The sequence below is a fragment of the Streptomyces sp. BR1 genome, from assembly GCF_052373795.1.
GTDB lineage: Bacteria > Actinomycetota > Actinomycetes > Streptomycetales > Streptomycetaceae > Streptomyces.
Genome location: NZ_CM126252.1, coordinates 6454528 through 6472446, shown reverse-complemented (window position 1 = coordinate 6472446; position 17919 = coordinate 6454528). Strand labels below are relative to the sequence as shown.

Sequence of the window (17919 nt, the reverse complement as noted above, 5' to 3'; positions counted from 1 at the left end):
GGGGATCAGAAGGAGGGCATGCGCACGCGCGCCCCGGGAGGCGAACGTGCCCAGTACACACTGTCATTGACCGGTCCCGCACTGTTTTACATGAAGATCGCTTCGAAAGCTGAACGCGGGGGTCCGATTTTGTTCATTAGGGGTGGTTGAAGAAGTTGCGGACCCGGTAGCGGCGGCGCCGGGACTCGCCGGGGTACTCGTCGTCGTCGTTGTCGTCGGGGTGGTGCAGCACGGTCCAGCTCACCGCCGATACGGCAGGTTCCAACGACAGCCTGCTCACCGCCTCTTCGAGCATGCTGTCGTCGCGGCGCTCGGTGGTGAGCTCGGCGGCCACGGTGACCTTGCCCGGGGTGTCGGCGTCCTGGCTGAGCACCGAGCGCAGCCGGAAGCCCGGCCGGGACAGGGCCTGCACGGCGAGCGTGCGCACATGCGCCTCCTCCGGCTCGGCGCACACCACCTCGAACAGATAGTCCGTGCCGATCTCGACCCCGCCGTGCGGCTCACGGTCCAGGCGTCGGCCCAGCGGCCGCAGCAGCAGGTTCGCCCCGACCACCCCGGTCGTCCCGAGCGCGGCCACCCCGTAAAGCCCGGCCCCCGCGAGCGCGCCGACCGCCGCCGAACACCACAGGGTGGCGGCGGTGTTCAAACCGCGTACGCTCAGCCCGTCACGCATGATCACACCGGCGCCGAGGAAACCGATGCCGGAGACGATCTGCGCGGCCACCCGCGAGCCGTCGTAGCCGGTGCTGCTGGTCGCGCCCGCGAAGCCGTAGATCGAGAGCAGCACGAAGAGCGCGGAGCCCGCCGCCACCAGCGCGTTGGTCCGCAGGCCCGCCATCCGGGCCCGCCACTGGCGCTCCAGGCCGATGATCGCGCCGTAGCCCAGACCGGCCCCGATGTTGGCCGCCGTATGCCACTCGTTGAGCATGTTCCGTACCCCTCGCCGTCGCGCCGTCCCTCTCCTATCGGCGGCTCGGGGCGCGGTGTTGAACGGGGTTAGGCTGGCCGGGCGGGGGCCGTAGGCACGGAGGGGAAGCTTGGAGATCCGGAGCGCTCAGGAGCAGGCCTGGGAGAACAAGATCGACAAGGGGTTCAACGTCACGGACGTGCCCCTGGAGTTCGGTCTGCTGAGCGCCGAGGTGGGCGAGGCGTTCACCGCCTGGCGCAAACGGCTGCCGGACTTCGGCGAGGAACTGGCCGACGTCTTCCTCTATCTGGTGGCGCTCGCCGAGATGAACGGCGTCGACCTCGACGACGAGGTCGCCCGCAAACTGGAGAAGAACCGCCGCCGACGGTACGAACGCGACGAGCGGGGCGTGCTGATCCGGGTCACGGAAGGCTGAGACGGGCCGTCCGGGGAGGACGGCCCGTCTCTTGCGGGACTACCGCTGCGCGAACACGGCGACCGTGCGCGCGGGGACGGTGAAGGTGCCCGAACCCGCCTCGTACGACGAGGACTTGACCGTCGGATCGGCGCCCGACGACTGGACCGGGTGCAGGGCGTACGCCTTGCCCGCCAGGTCCGCCACCCGCTGGGTCTGGCGGTCCGGGGTCGCGTTGAAGACGACGACCAGGCCGCCGAGCCGCATGGTGATCACACCCGGCGTCTCGTCCTTGCCCGACAGCGGGAACGAGAGCGCGGTCTGCACCTCGGCGGCGGTGGCGAGGCGGAACGCCGGGTCCGTCGTACGGATCCTCAGCAGATCCTGGTACGCGGCGGAAGCGCCGTTGATCTGCGGGCAGCCGACGGTGAGCGTGGACGCCGTCAACAGGGCCTTGGCGTAAGCCCACTTGGACTTGTTGTCCGCCGCCTGCGGCAGGCCCCGGCCGAAGCCGTTGCCGTCCTTGCAGTTCCAGTGGATCGCGTTGAACCAGTCGCCGCTGTCGAAGGAGTTGCGGTCCAGGGACTTTGAGCGCAGCAGATCCGTACCGGCCTGGGAGAGCGCCGGACCCTGCGAGAGCGCGGCCGTCGCGAGGGCGAGCACCTGCATACGGGCCCGGTCGGCCGGCGACGTCGACCGCGGCAGCTTGAAGGCCAGCGCGTCGTACAGCGACTCGTTGTCGTGCGCGTCGGTGTAGGCGAGCGCGTCGCCGGGGGCGGCGGCGTATCCGGCCGGTGCGCCGTTGTAGTCGACGTCCGCACCCTTGACCGTACGGCCCGAGGTGTCGGTGAAGGTGTACGCGGCCAGGCTGCCGGAGAGGCCGACCTTGATCAGGTCCTGGTAGTGCAGCAGCCGGGCCCGCTGCTCGGTCGGAGTGCCGTTGGCCGCCGAGGAGTTGGGGTCGGTGTACAGGCCCGAGGCGAAGCCCTGGACGCCCGGGTCCTCGTCGAAGGGGCCGCCGCCGCGCACCGCGTCCCGCGCCCGGTCCGAGAAGGTCGCGATGCCGGTGCCCGCCATGTTCTTCTGGGTGGCCTGGACGAACCGCGCGTCGTCGGCGACCTCCCCGAAGTTCCAGCCCTCCCCGTACAGCACGATCTTCTTGCCGTCCACGCCGTCCTTGGCCGGGGTCAGCGCGTCGAGCGCCTTGCGGACGGCCAGGATGTTGGCCTTGGGGTGATGGCCCATCAGATCGAAGCGGAAGCCGTCGACCTTGTACTGCTTGGCCCAGGTGACCACCGAGTCCACGACGAGCTTGCCCATCATGGCGTTCTCGGGCGCGGTGTTGGCGCAGCAGGTGGAGGTGGCCACCGTGCCGTCCGCGAGGAGTCGTTGGTAGTAGCCGGGCACGATCTTGTCGAGGATCGAGTGGTCGGCCTGGCCGCCGGCGGTGGTGTGGTTGTAGACCACGTCCATCACCGTGCGCAGCCCGGCCCCGTTCAGGCCCTGCACCATCTGCCGGAACTCGACCGTGCGCCGCGTCCCCTCGGGGTCACTGGCGTACGAACCCTCGGGCACGGTGTAGTGCAGCGGGTCGTAACCCCAGTTGTACGCGTCCTTCGCGGCGCTCTTCGCCACACACGCCTGCTGCTCGGCCGAGTCCGGCGCGTACACCTTCAAGTCACAGGCGGGCACGGCCTGGTCGGACTTCTTCTCGGGGATCGTGGCGATGTCGAAGGCGGGCAGGAGGTGGACGTACGAGGTGCCGGAGCGGGCGAGCTGGGCAAGGTGCTTCATGCCGTCCGAGCCTGTGTCCGTGAACGCCAGGTACTGGCCCGGGTGGCGGGAGGTGGGATCCGCGATGGAGAAGTCGCGGATGTGCAGCTCCTGGATCTGCGCGGCGCGCAGCGGCACGGCGGCGGGCTTGCGCAGCGTGGCCCACCCCTTGGGCGCGAGCTTCGGGTCGGCGAGGTCGACCACCAGGCTGCGGGCCGAGTCGGTGGTGAGCGCGGTCGAGTACGGGTCGGTGACCACGTTGGTGACGACCTTCTGGACGCTGGGCGCCCACACCGTCACCGCGTACCGGTACGGCTTGCCCGCCCAGCTCTTGGGGCCGGTGACCGACCAGACGCCGGAGCTGTTGTCGCGGTGCATCGCGACCGTACGGCCGCCCAGATCGAGCGCGACCTTCTGGGCGGTAGGGGCCCAGAGCGACAGGGTGGGACGGCCGGCGCGGAACACCGGGCCGAGTGCGGCCTTGGTCGCCGCCGGGCTGTACACGTCGTCGAGGACGCCCTGGGTCTGGACGCCGGTGGCCGCGAGCAGCGCGCCGTTGTCGAGGCGCTGGGTGGCGACGATCTGGCCGGTGAGGGCCTGGGTGACGCGGGCGCGGTCGCGCGGGTCGACCGTGAACGCCGCGTACTTCTTGAGCTGCGGGAACTTGGCCTTCTGGGCGTCGGTGAGGCCGCCCTTGACGGGGACGAGCCGCAGCCAGCGTCCGTCGCCGGTGAGGGTGCCGTCCTTCACGGCGAGACCGCCGTTCGGCGCGTACACCAGTTGGTAGCTCGCCGCCGTGGCACCGGTGTCCCAGGCGACGGCGTCACGGTCGATCCACTGCGCCTTGGCCTTGGTGAGGTCGAGGTCGGCGTCGGAGCCCGCGACCGAGGGCAGCAGATACTTCTCGACACCGTCCAGGAGCCATACCTCGTGCCCGTACGTCGAGAAGTCCAGGGAACGGTCGGTGGCGAACTCCTTGGTGTCGCCCTTGTGGACGATGTAACTCAGGCTGCTCGCCCCGTCCTTGAGCGGTACCTCGAAGACCGCGCCGAAGGCGTCGGTGCGCACGGGCTTGAGCGGGTTCGACCAGTCGGTGGGCGAGGCGGCACCGGTCCAGGTGTGGATGCCCCAGCCGGTGTAGTCGCCGTCGGCGCGGTGGTAGTGGACGACAGCCTTGGCGGTGTCCTGCGGCGGGTGGGCACCGGCGGGCGGTGTGGTCGCCATCCCGTCCTTGCCCTGCTCGACCCAGACCTCGCCGGTCCTGGAGAGGTCGATGGTGCGGTCGGCGGCGACGTCCTTGGTGCCGTTCTTGTCGACCACGAGGAAGCCGACGGTGGACGCGCCCGGCTTGAGCTTGACGTACGCGAAGGCGCCGTAGGCGTCCCGGCCCACGAAGTCATGGCCTGCGGGCCAGGTGGTGGACTCGCCGTCGGCGAGGTCGCCCCAGGCGTACAGGCGCCAGTCGGCGTAGTCGCCTGCGGGGCGCTTGTAGTGGACGACGGCGTAGTCACGGCTGGCGGCGGTGGGGACGGGGTCGACGGCGGGCGTGCCGCTGGTCGTGGTGGCGGTGGCGCTCGCGGTGTGCCCGGCCGAATCGACCACAACTGCCTTGTAGCGCAAGGGCGTTCCGGCGGCAACTGTGCCGGGGAGGTGCTGGGGCACCTTGTACGGGGCGTGGTCGGCCGACCCGAGCACCTGCCACTTGGCGTTGCCGACCTGGGCGGCGAAGACCACACGGTTCAGCTGACCGCCGTCGACGTCCGCCGCGATCTCGACATCACCGGTGGCACCGGCGGCCGGGGCCCGCAGGGTGAGCGAGGGCTTCGCGGCGGGGGCGGCAAGGGGCTTGGTCGCCTTGTAGACGACGGCGGAGAGGGCGGGCACGCGTACGGTGATCCGCTGGTCGGCGGAAGTGGTGGCCGTGTCAGTAGCCCCGTAGATGCCGTGGAATGCGGTGTTCGCGGAGCCGGTCGCGAACTCGGCGCTCTTCGCCTCGGTCGCGTTGTTGACCGCGACGACGTACTCGGTGCCGCTCTTCGCATCGGTGCGGGAGAACGCGTAGACGCCCTTGCCGGAGGCCGCGTACCGCTCGGTCTGCACACCGTCGGCGAGCGCCGGGTTCTCCTTGCGGAGCTTGGAGAGAGCAGCGATCTCCTTGTAGAGAGGGTGCTCCGGATCGAAAGCACTGCTCGCGTGCGTACGGGTCGTGCCGATCTCGGTGTCGGCGAGATAGTCGGGGACCTTGGAGGCGAACATGGTCTGGCGGGCGTCCTTGTCGCCGCCCGGGCCCGTGAAGCCCTGCTCGTCGCCGTAGTAGACCACCGGGTTGCCCCGGCTGAGGAACATCAGCTCGTGGGCCAGCTCGTCGCGCCGCAGCAGCTCCGCACCGTCCGCCTTCGGGTTGTCCTGGAGGAGGAACGAGCCGATGCGGCCCATGTCGTGGTTGCCGAGGAAGGTCACCTGCTCATAGGCGTTGGCCTTGTCGGTGGTGTAGCGGTAGTCCTGGCCGAGGACCGCCGACAGGTCCCCCGCCGAACCGCCCTGCGAGGCGTAGCCGCGCATCGCCTGCTGGAGCGGGAAGTCCAGCGTCGCGTCCAGCCTGCCCCTGGTGACATACGGGGAGGTGATGGCCGGGTCCCCGGAGTACACCTCGCCGTAGAGGAAGAAGTTCGGGCGCCCGTGCCGCGCCGCGTACGCGTCCAGGGCCGTCACCCACTGCGTCCAGAAGTCCATGTCGACGTGCTTGACCGTGTCCACGCGGAACCCGTCGACGCCGAACTCGCCGACCCACTTCTCGTAGATCCGCTCCATGCCGCTGACGACCTCGGGCCGTTCGGTCCACAGGTCGTCGAGCCCGGCGAAGTCGCCATACTCCGCGCTCTCGCCCGCGAACGTCGAGTCGCCCCGGTTGTGGTACATCGTCGGGTCGTTGAGCCAGGCCGGCACCTTCGCGTTCTTCTCGGCGGCCGGGACCACCGGGGTGTACGGGAAGGAGGCGGCGTTCACCTTCGGGATGCCCGCGCGGTCGTCGAAGGGGCGGCCCTCGGTGTCCAGATACGGGTAGGCGCCCTTGGAGCGGTAGCCGTACTGCTTCTCGGCGTAGTCGACGGTGTCGGCCGTGTGGTTGGTGATGACGTCGAAGAAGACCTTCATGCCCTTGGCGTGCGCCCGGTCGATCAGGTGGGCGAGCTCGGCGTTGGTGCCGAAGTGCGGGTCGACCTGGGTGAAGTCGGTGATCCAGTAGCCGTGGTAGCCGGCCGAGGCGTCCTTGCCCGTGCCCTGCACCGGCTTGTTCTTGAAGATCGGGGCGAGCCAGATGGCCGTCGTCCCGAGCCCTTTGATGTAGTCGAGCCGCTGGGTGACCCCCTTGAGGTCCCCGCCCTGGTAGAAGCCCCTGTCGGTGGGGTCGTACCCGGTCTGCAGCCGCGAACCGGTAAGCCCGCCACGGTCGTTGGAGGTGTCCCCGTTGGCGAACCGGTCCGGCAGCAGGAAGTAGAACTGCTCCCGTGTCGCGTCATGGCGGGCGGGCTCGGCGGCCAGCCGTGCGTCACTCGGCGGCGCCGGTGGCCGTGGCGCGGCGGAGACGGGCAGCGCGGGAACGAGCGCCGCGCACAGGGCGGCCGCGAGCGCGACCGCGGTTCTGCGCAGGGGGATCACCGGGGACTCCTCGGTCGTACGTGGATGGGTGCGGGGGCCGTTGGGCTGCCCGGCGCCGACAGTGCGGGCGCCGGGCAGCCCGGCCGTGGGGGCTCAGCCGCGCGAGGTGTTCGTCGCGGTGTCCCTGGCAGTGTTCGTGGCGCTAACAGGTCCTCGCGCCCACGTGCAGCGCGAGCGCGGTGTCCGGGGCGAGGGTCGCGGTGAACTGCCCGGAGCCGTCGACGGTGACCGGCTTCCCGCTCTGGACGTCGCAGTAGCCGCCCGCCGCGAGCGAGGTCTGGAAGGTCCGGGTGAGCGACGAGCCCTCGTGGTTGATCGCCACGAACGCCTTGTCGCCCCGGCCGAACGCGATCGCGTTGTTGCCGTCGTCCCACCAGTTGCTCACCGCCGCCCCGCTCGCGGTGTTGCGGAACTTCACCATGGACCGGATCTCGGGCCAGGCGTGCTGGCACTTCCAGCCGTCCTGGTAACAGGCGTTCATCTGGCCGTTGTCGGGCGGCCCCGCGTCCGTGCTGCTGAACTCGTAGCCGGAGTGGACGTCCGGCGAGCCGTACGGCCAGGCCAGCATGAAGACATGCGCGAGCGTGTACTTGGCGCCGTCCCGGTAGTTGAGGGTCTGGCCGCCGCGCTCGGTGTCGTGGTTGTCGACGAACACCGACGCCTGGCCGCTGGGCATATAGCCCCAGCCCTCGCCGTAGTTCTTCAGATACGCGAGCTTCTCGTTGTTGAACACCCGCTTGAGGTCCCAGGAGTAACGGAACTCCTGCGCGTCGCCGGTGCCGAGGTACTCGGTCGGCTGCACCGCTTCGCCCGCGCCGTAGATCGTCTCCTGCTTCCAGTAGACGCCCGGCTCGGTCAGCCGGGACTTGATGTTGGCGAGGTCGTCGGCGGGGATGTGCTTGGCCGCGTCGATACGGAAGCCGTCGACGCCGAGCGAGAGCAGGTCGTTGAGGTACCCGGCGATGGTCTTGCGGACGTACTCCTCGCCGGTGTCGAGGTCCGCCAGGTTCACCAGCTCGCAGTGCTGGACGTTCCAGCGGTCCTGGTAGTTGGTGACCGGCGAGGTGCAGTCGTCCATGTCGGCCGCCGAGTAGGTGCCCGGATAGTCGTACTTGGTGAAGGACGAACCGGCCGAGCCGATGCCCGACGCGTTGGTCATGTGGTTGATCACCGAGTCGGCGACCACCTTGACGCCCGCCGCGTGGCAGGTGTTCACCATGGCCTGGAACGCGGCCCGGTCGCCGAGACGGCTGCCGATCTTGTAGCTGACGGGCTGGTAGGCGGTCCACCACGGGTCGCCCTGTATACGTTCCTGGGGCGGCGAGACCTGGACGTATCCATAGCCGTCCGGGCCGAGTTCATCGGTGCACGCCTTGGCGACGGAGGCGAAGTTCCACTCGAACAGGACGGCGGTCACGTCCTTGGGCCCGGGCGCCGCCGCCCGGGCCCCGGGAGAGCCGACGACGAGCCCGCCGGCCGCCCCGACCAGGGCGATTGCGGCGGCGAGTGGTCTACGGGTGCGGGGGGTGCTGCGGGTCCGACCGTCCATGGGGGGATCCTCCGTGCGGGACGCGGGTGACGGAGCGGTTGCTGAATGTTCTTGCTGAAACAACCGGCAACAGGTTGCGGTCGAGACCGTAAAGCGGCCAACAGCTTTCGGTCAACCCCTTGGACACCACCTCGACATATGGCGGAAACCTCGCTCCCCGTCGCCCGCAAAAGCCTCCGCAAGATATTGCAGCCATGCGCCAAGCAAGAGCCGCCGCACGGTGACGGTCCGTACGGCGGCTCGGGCGGTCTTCAGGGGCCGTTGGCCAACGGCCCTCGGCCAGGAGGGCTCAGAAGCCGATCGCCTCGCGGACGAGGACGACCGTGCTGCGGAACGGGATGACCTCGCGGCCGTTGATGAGGATCTTGGCGAGAACACTGCGCTGGCCCATCACGGTCTGGGCGCGGACGTCCTCCTTGGGCAGCGAGTACGTCTCCAGGCGGCGCAGTGCGGTGTCCAGGTCGGCGACGACCTTCTGTGCACCGACGACCCAGATCGTCTTGCCCGCACCGAACGCGTACGCGCCGAGCTGGCTGCCACTGGCCGAGCCGGTGACCAGGCGCCCGTCCTCGGTGACGGCGTGCACGCTGCCCACGACCACGTCGGGCGCGGAGCGCGAGGTGCGCACGTCGTCGCGGCGGGCGCCGCGCTGGTCCCAGTCGGCCTGCTCGGCGCGCATGCTCTTGAAGCGGCCCGACTCGTCGATGTCCGCCTGGATGCCGGAGAGCCGCAGGGTCTCGCTCGTCGCCGCGAAGACCGACTTGTCGGTGGGCAGGGCCTCGTTCACGAGCTTGCGGGCGTCGGCCGCCGTGTCCACTATGTGCACCGCAAAGCCGTTGCCGCGCAGGGCCTCGGCCGCCCGCTCGACGCTCTCGGCGCTCGCCGGGACCGCGAAGGTCTCGTCGGCCGGCAGCGTCTGGATGGTCTTCTCACTCATGGTCATGCCCTTCACAAGAGATATCGCCGCCCCGCGCACCGGTCGCGCCGGGCGGCCCCGTGTCCGACCTCCCCGATCGGACTCCGCGTCAAAAACTAGCGACCGGGACGCGAGTCGCGTTCGAGTGGCGCCGGATCGGTCAACTGCGGCGCTTGTCCGATCGCATAGGCTCGGCCACGAGATGAAGAGCAATCCCACTCCGCTGGCGCCCAAGGCCGACAAGGACACCGTGCGGCGGCACAACCTCAGCCTGGTGCTCCGGGCGGTCCACGACGAGGGCGAGACGACCCGGGCCGCCGTCGCGGCACGGGTGGGACTGACCCGGGCCGCCGTATCGTCGCTGGTGGAGCAGTTGCTGGAGAGCGGCTGCCTGACCGAGTCGGGCAAGACGTTCAGCGGACAGGCCGGGCGGCCGGGCACCGTACTCAAGCCCGCGCGGACCGGACCCGCCGGAGCCGGGGTCGAGATCAACGTCGACTACGTCACCGTCTGCGTTGTCGACCTGGCCGGAACTGATCGAGTGCGGCTCACCGAACATCTGGACAACCGGGGCGCCGCCCCCGCCGAGGTGCTGGCCCGCGCGGCCGGGATCGCCTCACGCGCCCTGGACTCGGCCCACGAACAGGAGCTGCGCCCGGCCGGGGTGACGCTCGCGCTGCCGGGCCTGGTGACCGCCGGTAAGGTCCGCCAGGCGCCCAACCTGGGCTGGAACAAGGTGCCCGCGCAGGACCTGTTCGCGCAGGCGCTCACGCAACTGCGCCCCGGCACACGCGCGCTGCCGGTGCGTTCCGAGAACGAGGCCAACCTCGCGGCCCTCGCGGAGCTCTGGTTCGGCGGCCGGGACGAAGCCCGTACGTTCCTGTACGTATCCGGCGAGATCGGGGTCGGCGGCGCGCTGGTGCTCGACGGTGAACTCCTGCGCGGCGCCCATGGCTTCGCCGGGGAGATCGGCCATGTGCCGCTCGACCCGGCCGGACCCCCGTGCCGCTGCGGCGCGCGCGGCTGCCTGGAGCAGTACGCGGGCCAGCTCGCGCTGCTGCGTACGGCGGGCATCGACGAGAACTCCGGTGCGGCGGGCGTCGCCGAACTGGAGCGCCGGGCCCGCGCGGGCGACGAGCGCGCGGTCGCGGCCGTCTCCACGGCCGGGCTGATGCTGGGCCGGGTGCTCTCCGGCGCGGTCAACCTCCTGGACCCGGAGGCCGTCGTGCTCGGCGGGATCTACCGCCCGCTGCTGCCCTGGCTGTCGGCCCCGGCCGACGCCGAACTGGCCGAACGCGTGGTGTCGGGCCTCTGGCCCCGGGACAGCGGCAGGCTGCGCGCGTCATCGGCGGCGGGGGACGCGGCTCGGGGCGCGGCGGCGCTGGTCGTCGAGGACGTACTGGACGACCCGGCGGGGTGGGCGCGGGAGGAGTCGGCGGGCTGAGCTGATCCTGCGTACGCCCAACAGGGCTCAGCGCGTGCCCAGCAAGTGGTCCAGCGCCAGCTGGTCGAGGCGCTCGAACGCCATGCCGCGTGCCCCCGCCGCCTCCGCGTCGAAGTCCTCGAAGGCCGACCGGTCCGCGAGCAGCCCGGCGAGGCCGTCCGGAGCCGTCGGGCGGGCGAGGCCGTCGAGGCGGGCCGCGCGCAGTGCCTCCCGTACCACCGGGTCGGCGCGGAAGGCGGCGGCGCGCTCGCGCAGGATCAGATACGTACGCATGTTGCCCGCGGCCGACGCCCATACCCCGTCGGCGTCCTCCGTGCGCGGCGGCTTGAAGTCGAAGTGGCGCGGGCCCTCGTAGCCCGCCGACTCCAGCAGGTCGACCACCCAGAACGCGTCCCGCACGTTCCCCGCCCCGAACCGCAGGTCCTGGTCGTACTTGATGCCGGACTGGCCGTTGAGGTCGATGTGGAAGAGCTTGCCCGCCCACAGCGCCTGGGCGATGCCGTGGGTGAAGTTGAGCCCGGCCATCTGCTCGTGCCCTGTCTCCGGGTTCACTCCGACCAGTTCGGGGCGCTCAAGGCGCTCGATGAAGGCGAGCGCGTGCCCGACGGTCGGCAGCAGGATGTCCCCGCGCGGCTCGTTCGGCTTGGGCTCGACGGCGAACCGCAGGTCGTACCCCTGGCTCACCACGTACTCGCCCAGCAGGTCGAACGCTTCCTTCAGCCGGTCGAGCGCGACCCGCACGTCCTTCGCCGCCCCGGACTCCGCGCCTTCCCGGCCGCCCCATGCCACGTACACCCGCGCGCCCAGCTCGACGGCGAGGTCGATGTTGCGGAGGGTCTTGCGCAGCGCGAACCGGCGTACCTCCCGGTCGTTGGCGGTGAAGGCGCCGTCCTTGAAGACGGGGTGCGTGAAGAGGTTTGTGGTGGCCATCGGGACCGTGAGCCCGGTGGCGTCGAGCGCGTGCCGGAAGCGCTTGACGTGCGCGTCCCGCTCGGCCTCGGACGAGCCGAACGGGATGAGGTCGTCGTCGTGGAAGGTCACGCCGTACGCCCCGAGGTCCGCGAGCCGGTGGACCGTCTCCACCGGGTCGAGGGGCGCGCGGGTCGCGTCGCCGAACGGGTCGCGCCCCTGCCAGCCCACGGTCCACAGGCCGAAGGTGAACTTGTCCTCGGGGGTGGGGGTGAAGCGTTCCGTCATTGTCCTGGCCACCTCGGTACGCTATTTGTTTTCTAGCATGACGAATATGACATGATCGCGGCGGCTTCCGGAAGCCCGGGCGTTCACCTAATTTGTTTCTGCCGCGCGCAAATGAGGCCCGAGGGTCGCTCGTGGCCGTTGCTCGGGATCCGTCGAGGAAGGGGTGCCCGTATGCCGCCGGGCCCGGTCGTCATCGGGGTGGACAGCTCCACGCAGTCCACGAAAGCGCTGTTCGTCGACGCGGACACCGGGCGCACGCTCGCCGTGGGCCGCGCCCCGCACCGGGTCGACGGCACGGCAGGGGCCCGCGAGAGCGACCCCGAGGAGTGGTGGCGTGCGCTGTGCGAAGCTGTCGGGGCCGGGCTGAAGGAGTCGGGCGTGCCCGCCTCGGCCGTCGTCGGCATCGCGGTCGCCGGACAGCAGCACGGCCTGGTCGTCCTCGACCGGGGCGGACGGCCGCTGCGCCCGGCCCTGCTCTGGAACGACACCCGCTCCGCCCCGCAGGCCGCCGCCCTCACCGAAGCGCTCGGCGGACCCTCGGCGTGGACGGCCCGCACGGGTTCCGTCCCGGTCGCCGCCGTGACCGCCGCGAAGTGGCGTTGGCTGTACGAGAACGAGCCCGCGACCGCCGCCGCCGCGGCCGGGGTGCGGCTCCCCCACGACTTCCTCACCGAGCGGCTTGCGGGCGTCGCCGTCACCGACCCCGGGGACGCGTCGGGCACGGGGTGGTACTCGACGGCGATCGGCGCCTATGACACCGAGTTGCTTCAACTCATCGGTCTGGATGGCGAGTTGCTGCCGCGGGTCGCGGCGACCGGTTCGACCCGTGTCGGATCGCTGACGGCCACCGCCGCCTCGGCACTCGGCCTCCCCGCAGGGATCGCGGTCGCCGCCGGGACCGGGGACAACATGGCCGCCGCCGTCGGGCTCGGCCTGGGCGGCACCGGGCTGCTCGACCATCCCGTCCTCAGCCTCGGCACGTCCGGGACGGTGTTCGCGGCGACGCGCACGCGTCCTGCATCGGTAGGGCTCTCCGGTTTCGCCGCCACGGACGGCACCTACTTGCCGCTCGCCTGCACCCTGAACTGCACTCTTGCAGTGGACAAGGTTGCCTCGCTGCTCGGCCTCGACCGCGATGACGCGGTGCCGGGTGGTGAGGCGGTGTTCCTGCCCTATCTCGACGGTGAGCGCACGCCCGATCTGCCGACCGCCGCCGGGCTGCTCACGGGGTTGCGGCATGCCACCTCGGGGCGTCAGCTGCTCGGGGCCGCGTACGAGGGTGCCGTGTTCACCGCGCTGCGCGCGCTCGACGACCTGCTGCGCGTGTGCGGGCTCGACCCCTTCGACCCGGGCGTCGCGACCCGTCCGCTGCGGTTGATCGGTGGGGGTGCGCGGGGGCGTACGTGGGTCGAGACCGTGCGGCGGCTTTCGGGGCGGCCTCTGATCGTGCCCCGGGTCGCCGAGCCGGTCGCGCTTGGCGCCGCCGCGCTTGCCTTGGCGGCGGCGACGGGTGGGGATGCGGTGGGTTTCGCGAGCGGGTGGGGTGCGGGGGCTGGTCGTGCGCTGGACCCCGTGCGGCGTGATGCGTCGACGTGGTCACGGATCGCCACGGTCCTGGACCACGCCACGCCTTCGCTGCTCGGCGGGCAGTAGGAGCCTTGCTGTTCGGCTGCGGATCGTGCGTGGTTGGTCGCGCAGTTCCCCGCGCCCCTAAATGCGTCCGGCACCCATAGGGGCGCGGGCAACTGCGCGAGCGGCCCAGCACGGTCCGCAGACGTCGTTCCAGGTCAGCGGGTCTCTCGCAGCAGCTCCGCCAGCGCGCTGTCCATGTCCAGGTCCGCGTCCTCGACGTCGGCGGGGACGGCCGCGTACGTCAGGAACAGGAAGCTTCGTAGCGTCGCCGTTTCGAATTCCAGGAGTGCCCGGCCGTCCGGGGAGCTCAGTTCGACCATGGTGCGGGTGCGGCTGGTCGGCCAGAGGTGGACGTCGCCCGCGCCGACCTCGTCGCGCAGGCCCCCGTCGAGCAGATTGCGGGCGAAGACCCAGGTCACGCCCTCGTCGTGGAGGGAGACCTCGGGTGGGAACAGCATGGCGACCGCCAGTGGGTCGGCCGCGCTGTAGCTGAGGGTCACCGAGATGGTGACCGGGTGGGGCGCATCGGTGACGAGGCGGGCCAGGACGGACTGTTCGACGGTGGGTGACATCGGCTCGCTCCTTGCTGACCGGCGCTGCGGTTCCGGCTCCTTCGCCCGTACGGCCTCGGCAGACGGCCCGTGGGACGGACCCCGGCTTCCCGATCTGTGACTCGCATCACATCATCTCAATAGTCACACAATCAACACCTGGCCTTGGAATTCATGCGGAAAACCTGGACGGATTTCCGGGGGCGAACACGGCGCTTCGGGGGTCTGGCACCACCCCCGTCCGGGGTCCAGACCTCCTGACCCGGCCCCCGCTCACGGCGGACGATCGTCGGCGACAGATCGGTACGGACGACGGAGCAGGGGGCCCGGCCATGGGTGATCACAGTCGGCGGAACGTGTTGCGCGGCGCGGCGGGCGCGGCCGCAGGGGGATTTCTGGTCGCGAGCGGTGGCGTGGCGGGCGCGGTCCCGCGCGGAGGACAGACCGCCCCGGTCCGCACGGCCGCCGCGTCCCAGCCCTTCCTCCACGGCCCCTTCGCCCCCGTCACCGAGGAGCTCACCGCGTTCGGCCTCCCCGTCACCGGCCGCATCCCCCGCTCCCTGAACGGGCGTTACCTGCGCACCGGCCCCAATGTGCTCGGCCTGGAGGACCCCCGGGCGCACCACTGGATGCTCGGGGACGGCATGGTCCACGGGGTGCGGCTGCGGGACGGGCGGGCCGAGTGGTACCGCAACCGCTGGGTGCGGTCGGCCGCCGTCGCCAAGAAGCTCGGCGAGCCATACCAAGGGCCCGTCCCCGAGGACGACTTCGCCTGCAACACGCACGTCATCCCGTACAAGGGACGCATCCTCGCACTCCAGGAGAGCGGGCCGCTGCCGTACGAACTCGACGGCGAGCTCAACACCGTGCGCCCGTACGACTTCCGCTCCACCCTGAGCGGCGCGTTCACGGCGCACACCAAGTACGACGCGCGCGCCGACGAACTGCACGCCATCGCGTACTACCCCACCTGGGACCACGTACGTCATCTGGTCGTCGACCGGACCGGACGGGTCGCCCGGACGACGCGGATCCCTGTGGCCGACAGCCCGATGATGCACGACTTCGCGCTGACCGAACGGCATGTGGTCGTCTTCGACTTCCCGGTCACCTTCGACGCGGCGGCGGCCGCGTCGGGCGCGCCCGTTCCGTACGTGTGGAACGACCGGCACCCGGCGCGCGTCGGTGTGCTGCCGCGCGCGGGCGGGAGTGTGCAATGGTTCGAGGTCGGGCCCGCCTTCTACTCGCACACGCTCAACGCGTACGACGAAGGGGACACGGTCGTCGTCGACCTCACCACCTTCCCGGCGCCGTTCTTCGTCGGCGGCAAGGGCTCCGACGGGCCCACCGCGCTCGGGACCGCCTCCCTGGACCGCTGGACGGTCGACCTGACGCACGGCCGGGTCCGCACCCGGCGGCTCGACGACCGGCCGCAGGAGTTCCCCCGGGTCAACGAGGCGCTGGTGTCCCGGCGCCACCGGTACGGGTACACGGCGGCCGCCGCCGCGATGTCCACGGCATATCTGACGGCCGATGGCGTTCCCCCGGACCGCTCCTTCGGCAACGCCCTGGTCAAACACGATCTGCTGCGCGGCACTTCACAGCTGCACCGGCTCCCCCGCGACGCCGCCGTCGGCGAGGCCGTCTTCGTCCCGGCGCACGACGGCCCGGCGGCCGCCGAGGACGACGGATACGCGCTGGCGTATGTCCACAACCCGGAGCGCGGGGCCGCCGACCTGCTGATTCTGGCGGCCCAGGACTTCGCCGGGCGACCGCTCGCCCGTATCCATCTGCCGGGACGGGTGCCGCTGGGGTTCCATGGCAGCTGGGTCGCGGACGCCTGAAAGCCGGAGGCGGAAAAAGTTCACGGCCCGGCCGTGTTCCGTGTCGATCCCGGGGAGCGCCGTTCGTATAGAGGGTGAGAGACCGGCAAGGCGCCGGTCGTGCGGCCGAGGAGGACACCATGCAGCGGTATCTGCTCAGCGTCATGCAGCCCGAGGGAACGCCGCCGGCGCCCGAGGTCCTGGCAGGGATCATGCGGAACGTGGAGAGCTTCCACGACGAGCTCAAGGCGGCCGGTGCGTGGGTGTTCGCCGGGGGACTCCACTCCCCCGCCACGGCCACCGTGCTGCGGGTCAAGGACGGCGACGTGCTGATGACGGACGGCCCGTACGCGGAGAGCAAGGAGTATCTGGGCGGGCTGTGCATCGTCAGCGCGCCGGATCTGGACGCCGCGCTGCGCTGGGGCCGCAAGGCCGCCGAGGCGACGACGCTGCCGATCGAGGTGCGGCCGTTCATGGGCGGGGCCGGGGAGTGACGACCGGCACGCCGCCGGGCCCGTCCGTCGAGGGCGTCTTCCGGGCCGAGTACGGCCGCGCGGTCGCCGTCCTGGTCCGTGTCTTCGGCGACATCGACATCGCCGAGGAGGCGGTCCAGGACGCGTTCACCACCGCGCTGGAGCGGTGGCCGGTGGCCGGGGTGCCGCCGAGCCCGGCCGGGTGGATCATCACCACCGCCCGCAACCGGGCCATCGACCGCCTGCGCCGGGAGGCCTCCCGGGCCGACCGGCAGGCGCGGGCGGCCCTGCTCCGGGCCGGGCGGGCCGAGGACGAGGAGCCCGAGGAGGGACCCGTGCGCGACGAACGGCTCCGGCTGATCTTCACCTGCTGCCACCCCGCCCTCGCCACCGGCGCCCGCGTCGCCCTCACCCTGCGGCTGCTCGGCGGCCTGACCACGGCCGAGATCGCCCGGGCGTTCCTGGTGCCGGAGCCGACGATGGCCCAGCGGCTCGTCCGGGCCAAGGCGAAGATCCGGGACGCCGGGATCCCGTATCGCGTGCCGTACGAAGCGGATCTTCCGGAGCGGCTGCGAGCGGTCCTCGCCGTGATCTACCTGATCTTCAACGAGGGATACAGCGCCGGTTCGGGCGACCGGCTCGTACGGGAGGACCTGTGCGCGGAGGCGATCCGGCTCGGGCGGCTGCTCGCCGAGCTGATGCCGGACGAGGAGGAGGTCCTGGGGCTGCTCGCGCTGATGCTGCTCGTCGAGTCGCGCCGGGCCGCCCGCGCGAGCCCGGACGGGGAGCTGGTGCTCCTGTCCGACCAGGACCGCACGCTGTGGGACGCGGCTCTCATCGCCGAAGGGCAGGGGCTCGTCCGCGCGTGTCTGCGCCGCGACCGGCCGGGCCCGTACCAGATCCAGGCGGCGATCCACGCCGTGCACAGCGACGCGCCGACGGCCGCCGCCACCGACTGGGGTCAGATCCTGCGGCTCTACGACCAGTTGCTCGCGCTCGCGCCGAGCCCGGTCGTCGCGCTCAACCGCGCGGTCGCCGTGGCCGAGACCGAGGGCCCCGCCGAGGCGCTGGCGCTCGTGGACGGCCTTGACCTGGACGGCTATTACGTCTTCCACGCCGTACGCGCGGATCTGCTGCGGCGGCTCGGCCGCAGTACTCAGGCGGCGCGGGCGTACGAGGAGGCGATGGCCCGTACCGACAACGCGGCCGAGCGCGCGTTCCTCGCCGGGCGCCGGGACGGGCTCAGCCCAGCTGGCTGAGCATGCCGACGACCGAGTTGACCGCGCTGTGCAGCGACGGCGCGGCGGCGGTGTCGGCGAAGTAGAAACCGAATCCCGCGCAGATCAGCGCGTGGGAGAGCTTGGTGCCGCCTTTGCGCCAGAGGAAGAAGGCGGCTGCGGCGAGCGGCAGCATCAGAGGAAAGTGCACGGAGGGCAAGGGTGTTCACCTCGTGACCCCGAGTCTGTCGAGCACCGGACCGCCGCGGCACACGCCGGCCCGGTGGAAAGCACCTCCGTCACGCTACGACCGATGCTCACCCGACGCCACCGATGCGGTCACCGGGTGTCATTGCCGCAGGTGA

At 71.2% G+C, this 17919-nt stretch carries 12 protein-coding genes and 1 pseudogene; 6 read left to right on the top strand and 7 right to left on the bottom strand.

The features are described 5' to 3' along the window. Window positions 1-136: 136 nt before the first annotated feature. Window positions 137-928: an MgtC/SapB family protein gene (locus ACT1U9_RS28460; protein WP_444535473.1), complete on the bottom strand. Its 792-nt coding sequence runs from the start codon at window positions 926-928 to the stop codon at window positions 137-139. A 109-nt stretch (window positions 929-1037) separates the two neighbouring features. On the opposite strand from ACT1U9_RS28460, the gene ACT1U9_RS28455 reads away from it, so the two are divergent. Further along, on the top strand, window positions 1038-1343 hold the full coding sequence (locus ACT1U9_RS28455) for a MazG-like family protein (RefSeq protein WP_444535472.1): 306 nt from the start codon (window positions 1038-1040) through the stop codon (window positions 1341-1343). A gap of 39 nt (window positions 1344-1382) precedes the next feature. Here ACT1U9_RS28455 and pulA read toward each other — a convergent pair whose 3' ends face one another. The 3 genes and pseudogenes from pulA to ACT1U9_RS28440 form a co-directional block, all read right to left on the bottom strand. Continuing rightward, window positions 1383-6752, bottom strand: a complete 5370-nt coding sequence (gene pulA / locus ACT1U9_RS28450) for a pullulanase-type alpha-1,6-glucosidase (protein ID WP_444535471.1) — start codon at window positions 6750-6752, stop codon at window positions 1383-1385. A gap of 145 nt (window positions 6753-6897) precedes the next feature. Further along, window positions 6898-8301 (bottom strand): annotated as a pseudogene (locus tag ACT1U9_RS28445) (alpha-amylase); the annotation flags it as partial. A 289-nt stretch (window positions 8302-8590) separates the two neighbouring features. Continuing rightward, entirely contained in the window at window positions 8591-9238 is a 648-nt protein-coding gene (locus tag ACT1U9_RS28440) for an LUD domain-containing protein (protein WP_223184933.1), read from the bottom strand. Window positions 9239-9419: 181 nt separating this feature from the next. On the opposite strand from ACT1U9_RS28440, the gene ACT1U9_RS28435 reads away from it, so the two are divergent. Continuing rightward, window positions 9420-10661, top strand: a complete 1242-nt coding sequence (locus ACT1U9_RS28435; protein WP_444535470.1) for an ROK family protein — start codon at window positions 9420-9422, stop codon at window positions 10659-10661. 27 nt (window positions 10662-10688) lie between these two features. On the opposite strand, the gene xylA is transcribed toward ACT1U9_RS28435, so the two are convergent. Beyond that, complete coding sequence (gene xylA, locus ACT1U9_RS28430; RefSeq protein WP_444535469.1) at window positions 10689-11858, bottom strand: xylose isomerase; 1170 nt, start codon at window positions 11856-11858, stop codon at window positions 10689-10691. A 171-nt stretch (window positions 11859-12029) separates the two neighbouring features. On the opposite strand from xylA, the gene xylB reads away from it, so the two are divergent. After that, window positions 12030-13511: a xylulokinase gene (gene xylB / locus ACT1U9_RS28425; protein WP_444535468.1), complete on the top strand. Its 1482-nt coding sequence runs from the start codon at window positions 12030-12032 to the stop codon at window positions 13509-13511. 134 nt (window positions 13512-13645) lie between these two features. Here the strand turns inward: xylB and ACT1U9_RS28420 are convergent, their stop codons facing one another. Continuing rightward, window positions 13646-14062: an SsgA family sporulation/cell division regulator gene (locus ACT1U9_RS28420; protein WP_444535467.1), complete on the bottom strand. Its 417-nt coding sequence runs from the start codon at window positions 14060-14062 to the stop codon at window positions 13646-13648. Window positions 14063-14373: 311 nt separating this feature from the next. Between ACT1U9_RS28420 and ACT1U9_RS28415 the strand changes: the two genes are divergently transcribed. From ACT1U9_RS28415 to ACT1U9_RS28405, 3 genes are all read left to right on the top strand, one after another. After that, a complete protein-coding gene (locus ACT1U9_RS28415; RefSeq protein WP_444535466.1) occupies window positions 14374-15885 on the top strand; it encodes a carotenoid oxygenase family protein in 1512 nt (503 codons plus the stop codon). Between the two features lie 119 nt (window positions 15886-16004). After that, window positions 16005-16358 carry a YciI family protein gene (locus ACT1U9_RS28410; RefSeq protein WP_444535465.1) on the top strand — a complete coding sequence of 118 codons (354 nt, stop codon included), beginning with the start codon at window positions 16005-16007 and terminating at the stop codon, window positions 16356-16358. Further along, the gene (locus ACT1U9_RS28405) at window positions 16355-17596 is read left to right on the top strand and encodes an RNA polymerase sigma factor (RefSeq protein WP_444535464.1); all 1242 of its coding nucleotides are present in this window, start codon (window positions 16355-16357) and stop codon (window positions 17594-17596) included. Before ACT1U9_RS28410 ends, ACT1U9_RS28405 begins: the two co-directional genes overlap by 4 nt. On the opposite strand, the gene ACT1U9_RS28400 is transcribed toward ACT1U9_RS28405, so the two are convergent. Beyond that, entirely contained in the window at window positions 17580-17765 is a 186-nt protein-coding gene (locus ACT1U9_RS28400) for a hypothetical protein (protein ID WP_444535463.1), read from the bottom strand. The genes ACT1U9_RS28405 and ACT1U9_RS28400 overlap by 17 nt on opposite strands. Window positions 17766-17919: the final 154 nt, after the last annotated feature.

Coding starts and splice junctions, on each gene's coding strand:
- ACT1U9_RS28460 (WP_444535473.1), bottom strand. CDS start 928: ATGCTCAACGAGTGGCATACGGCGGCCAACATCGGGGCCGGTCTGGGC.
- ACT1U9_RS28440 (WP_223184933.1), bottom strand. CDS start 9,238: ATGAGTGAGAAGACCATCCAGACGCTGCCGGCCGACGAGACCTTCGCG.
- ACT1U9_RS28435 (WP_444535470.1), top strand. CDS start 9,420: ATGAAGAGCAATCCCACTCCGCTGGCGCCCAAGGCCGACAAGGACACC.
- xylA (WP_444535469.1), bottom strand. CDS start 11,858: ATGACGGAACGCTTCACCCCCACCCCCGAGGACAAGTTCACCTTCGGC.
- xylB (WP_444535468.1), top strand. CDS start 12,030: ATGCCGCCGGGCCCGGTCGTCATCGGGGTGGACAGCTCCACGCAGTCC.
- ACT1U9_RS28420 (WP_444535467.1), bottom strand. CDS start 14,062: ATGTCACCCACCGTCGAACAGTCCGTCCTGGCCCGCCTCGTCACCGAT.
- ACT1U9_RS28415 (WP_444535466.1), top strand. CDS start 14,374: ATGGGTGATCACAGTCGGCGGAACGTGTTGCGCGGCGCGGCGGGCGCG.
- ACT1U9_RS28410 (WP_444535465.1), top strand. CDS start 16,005: ATGCAGCGGTATCTGCTCAGCGTCATGCAGCCCGAGGGAACGCCGCCG.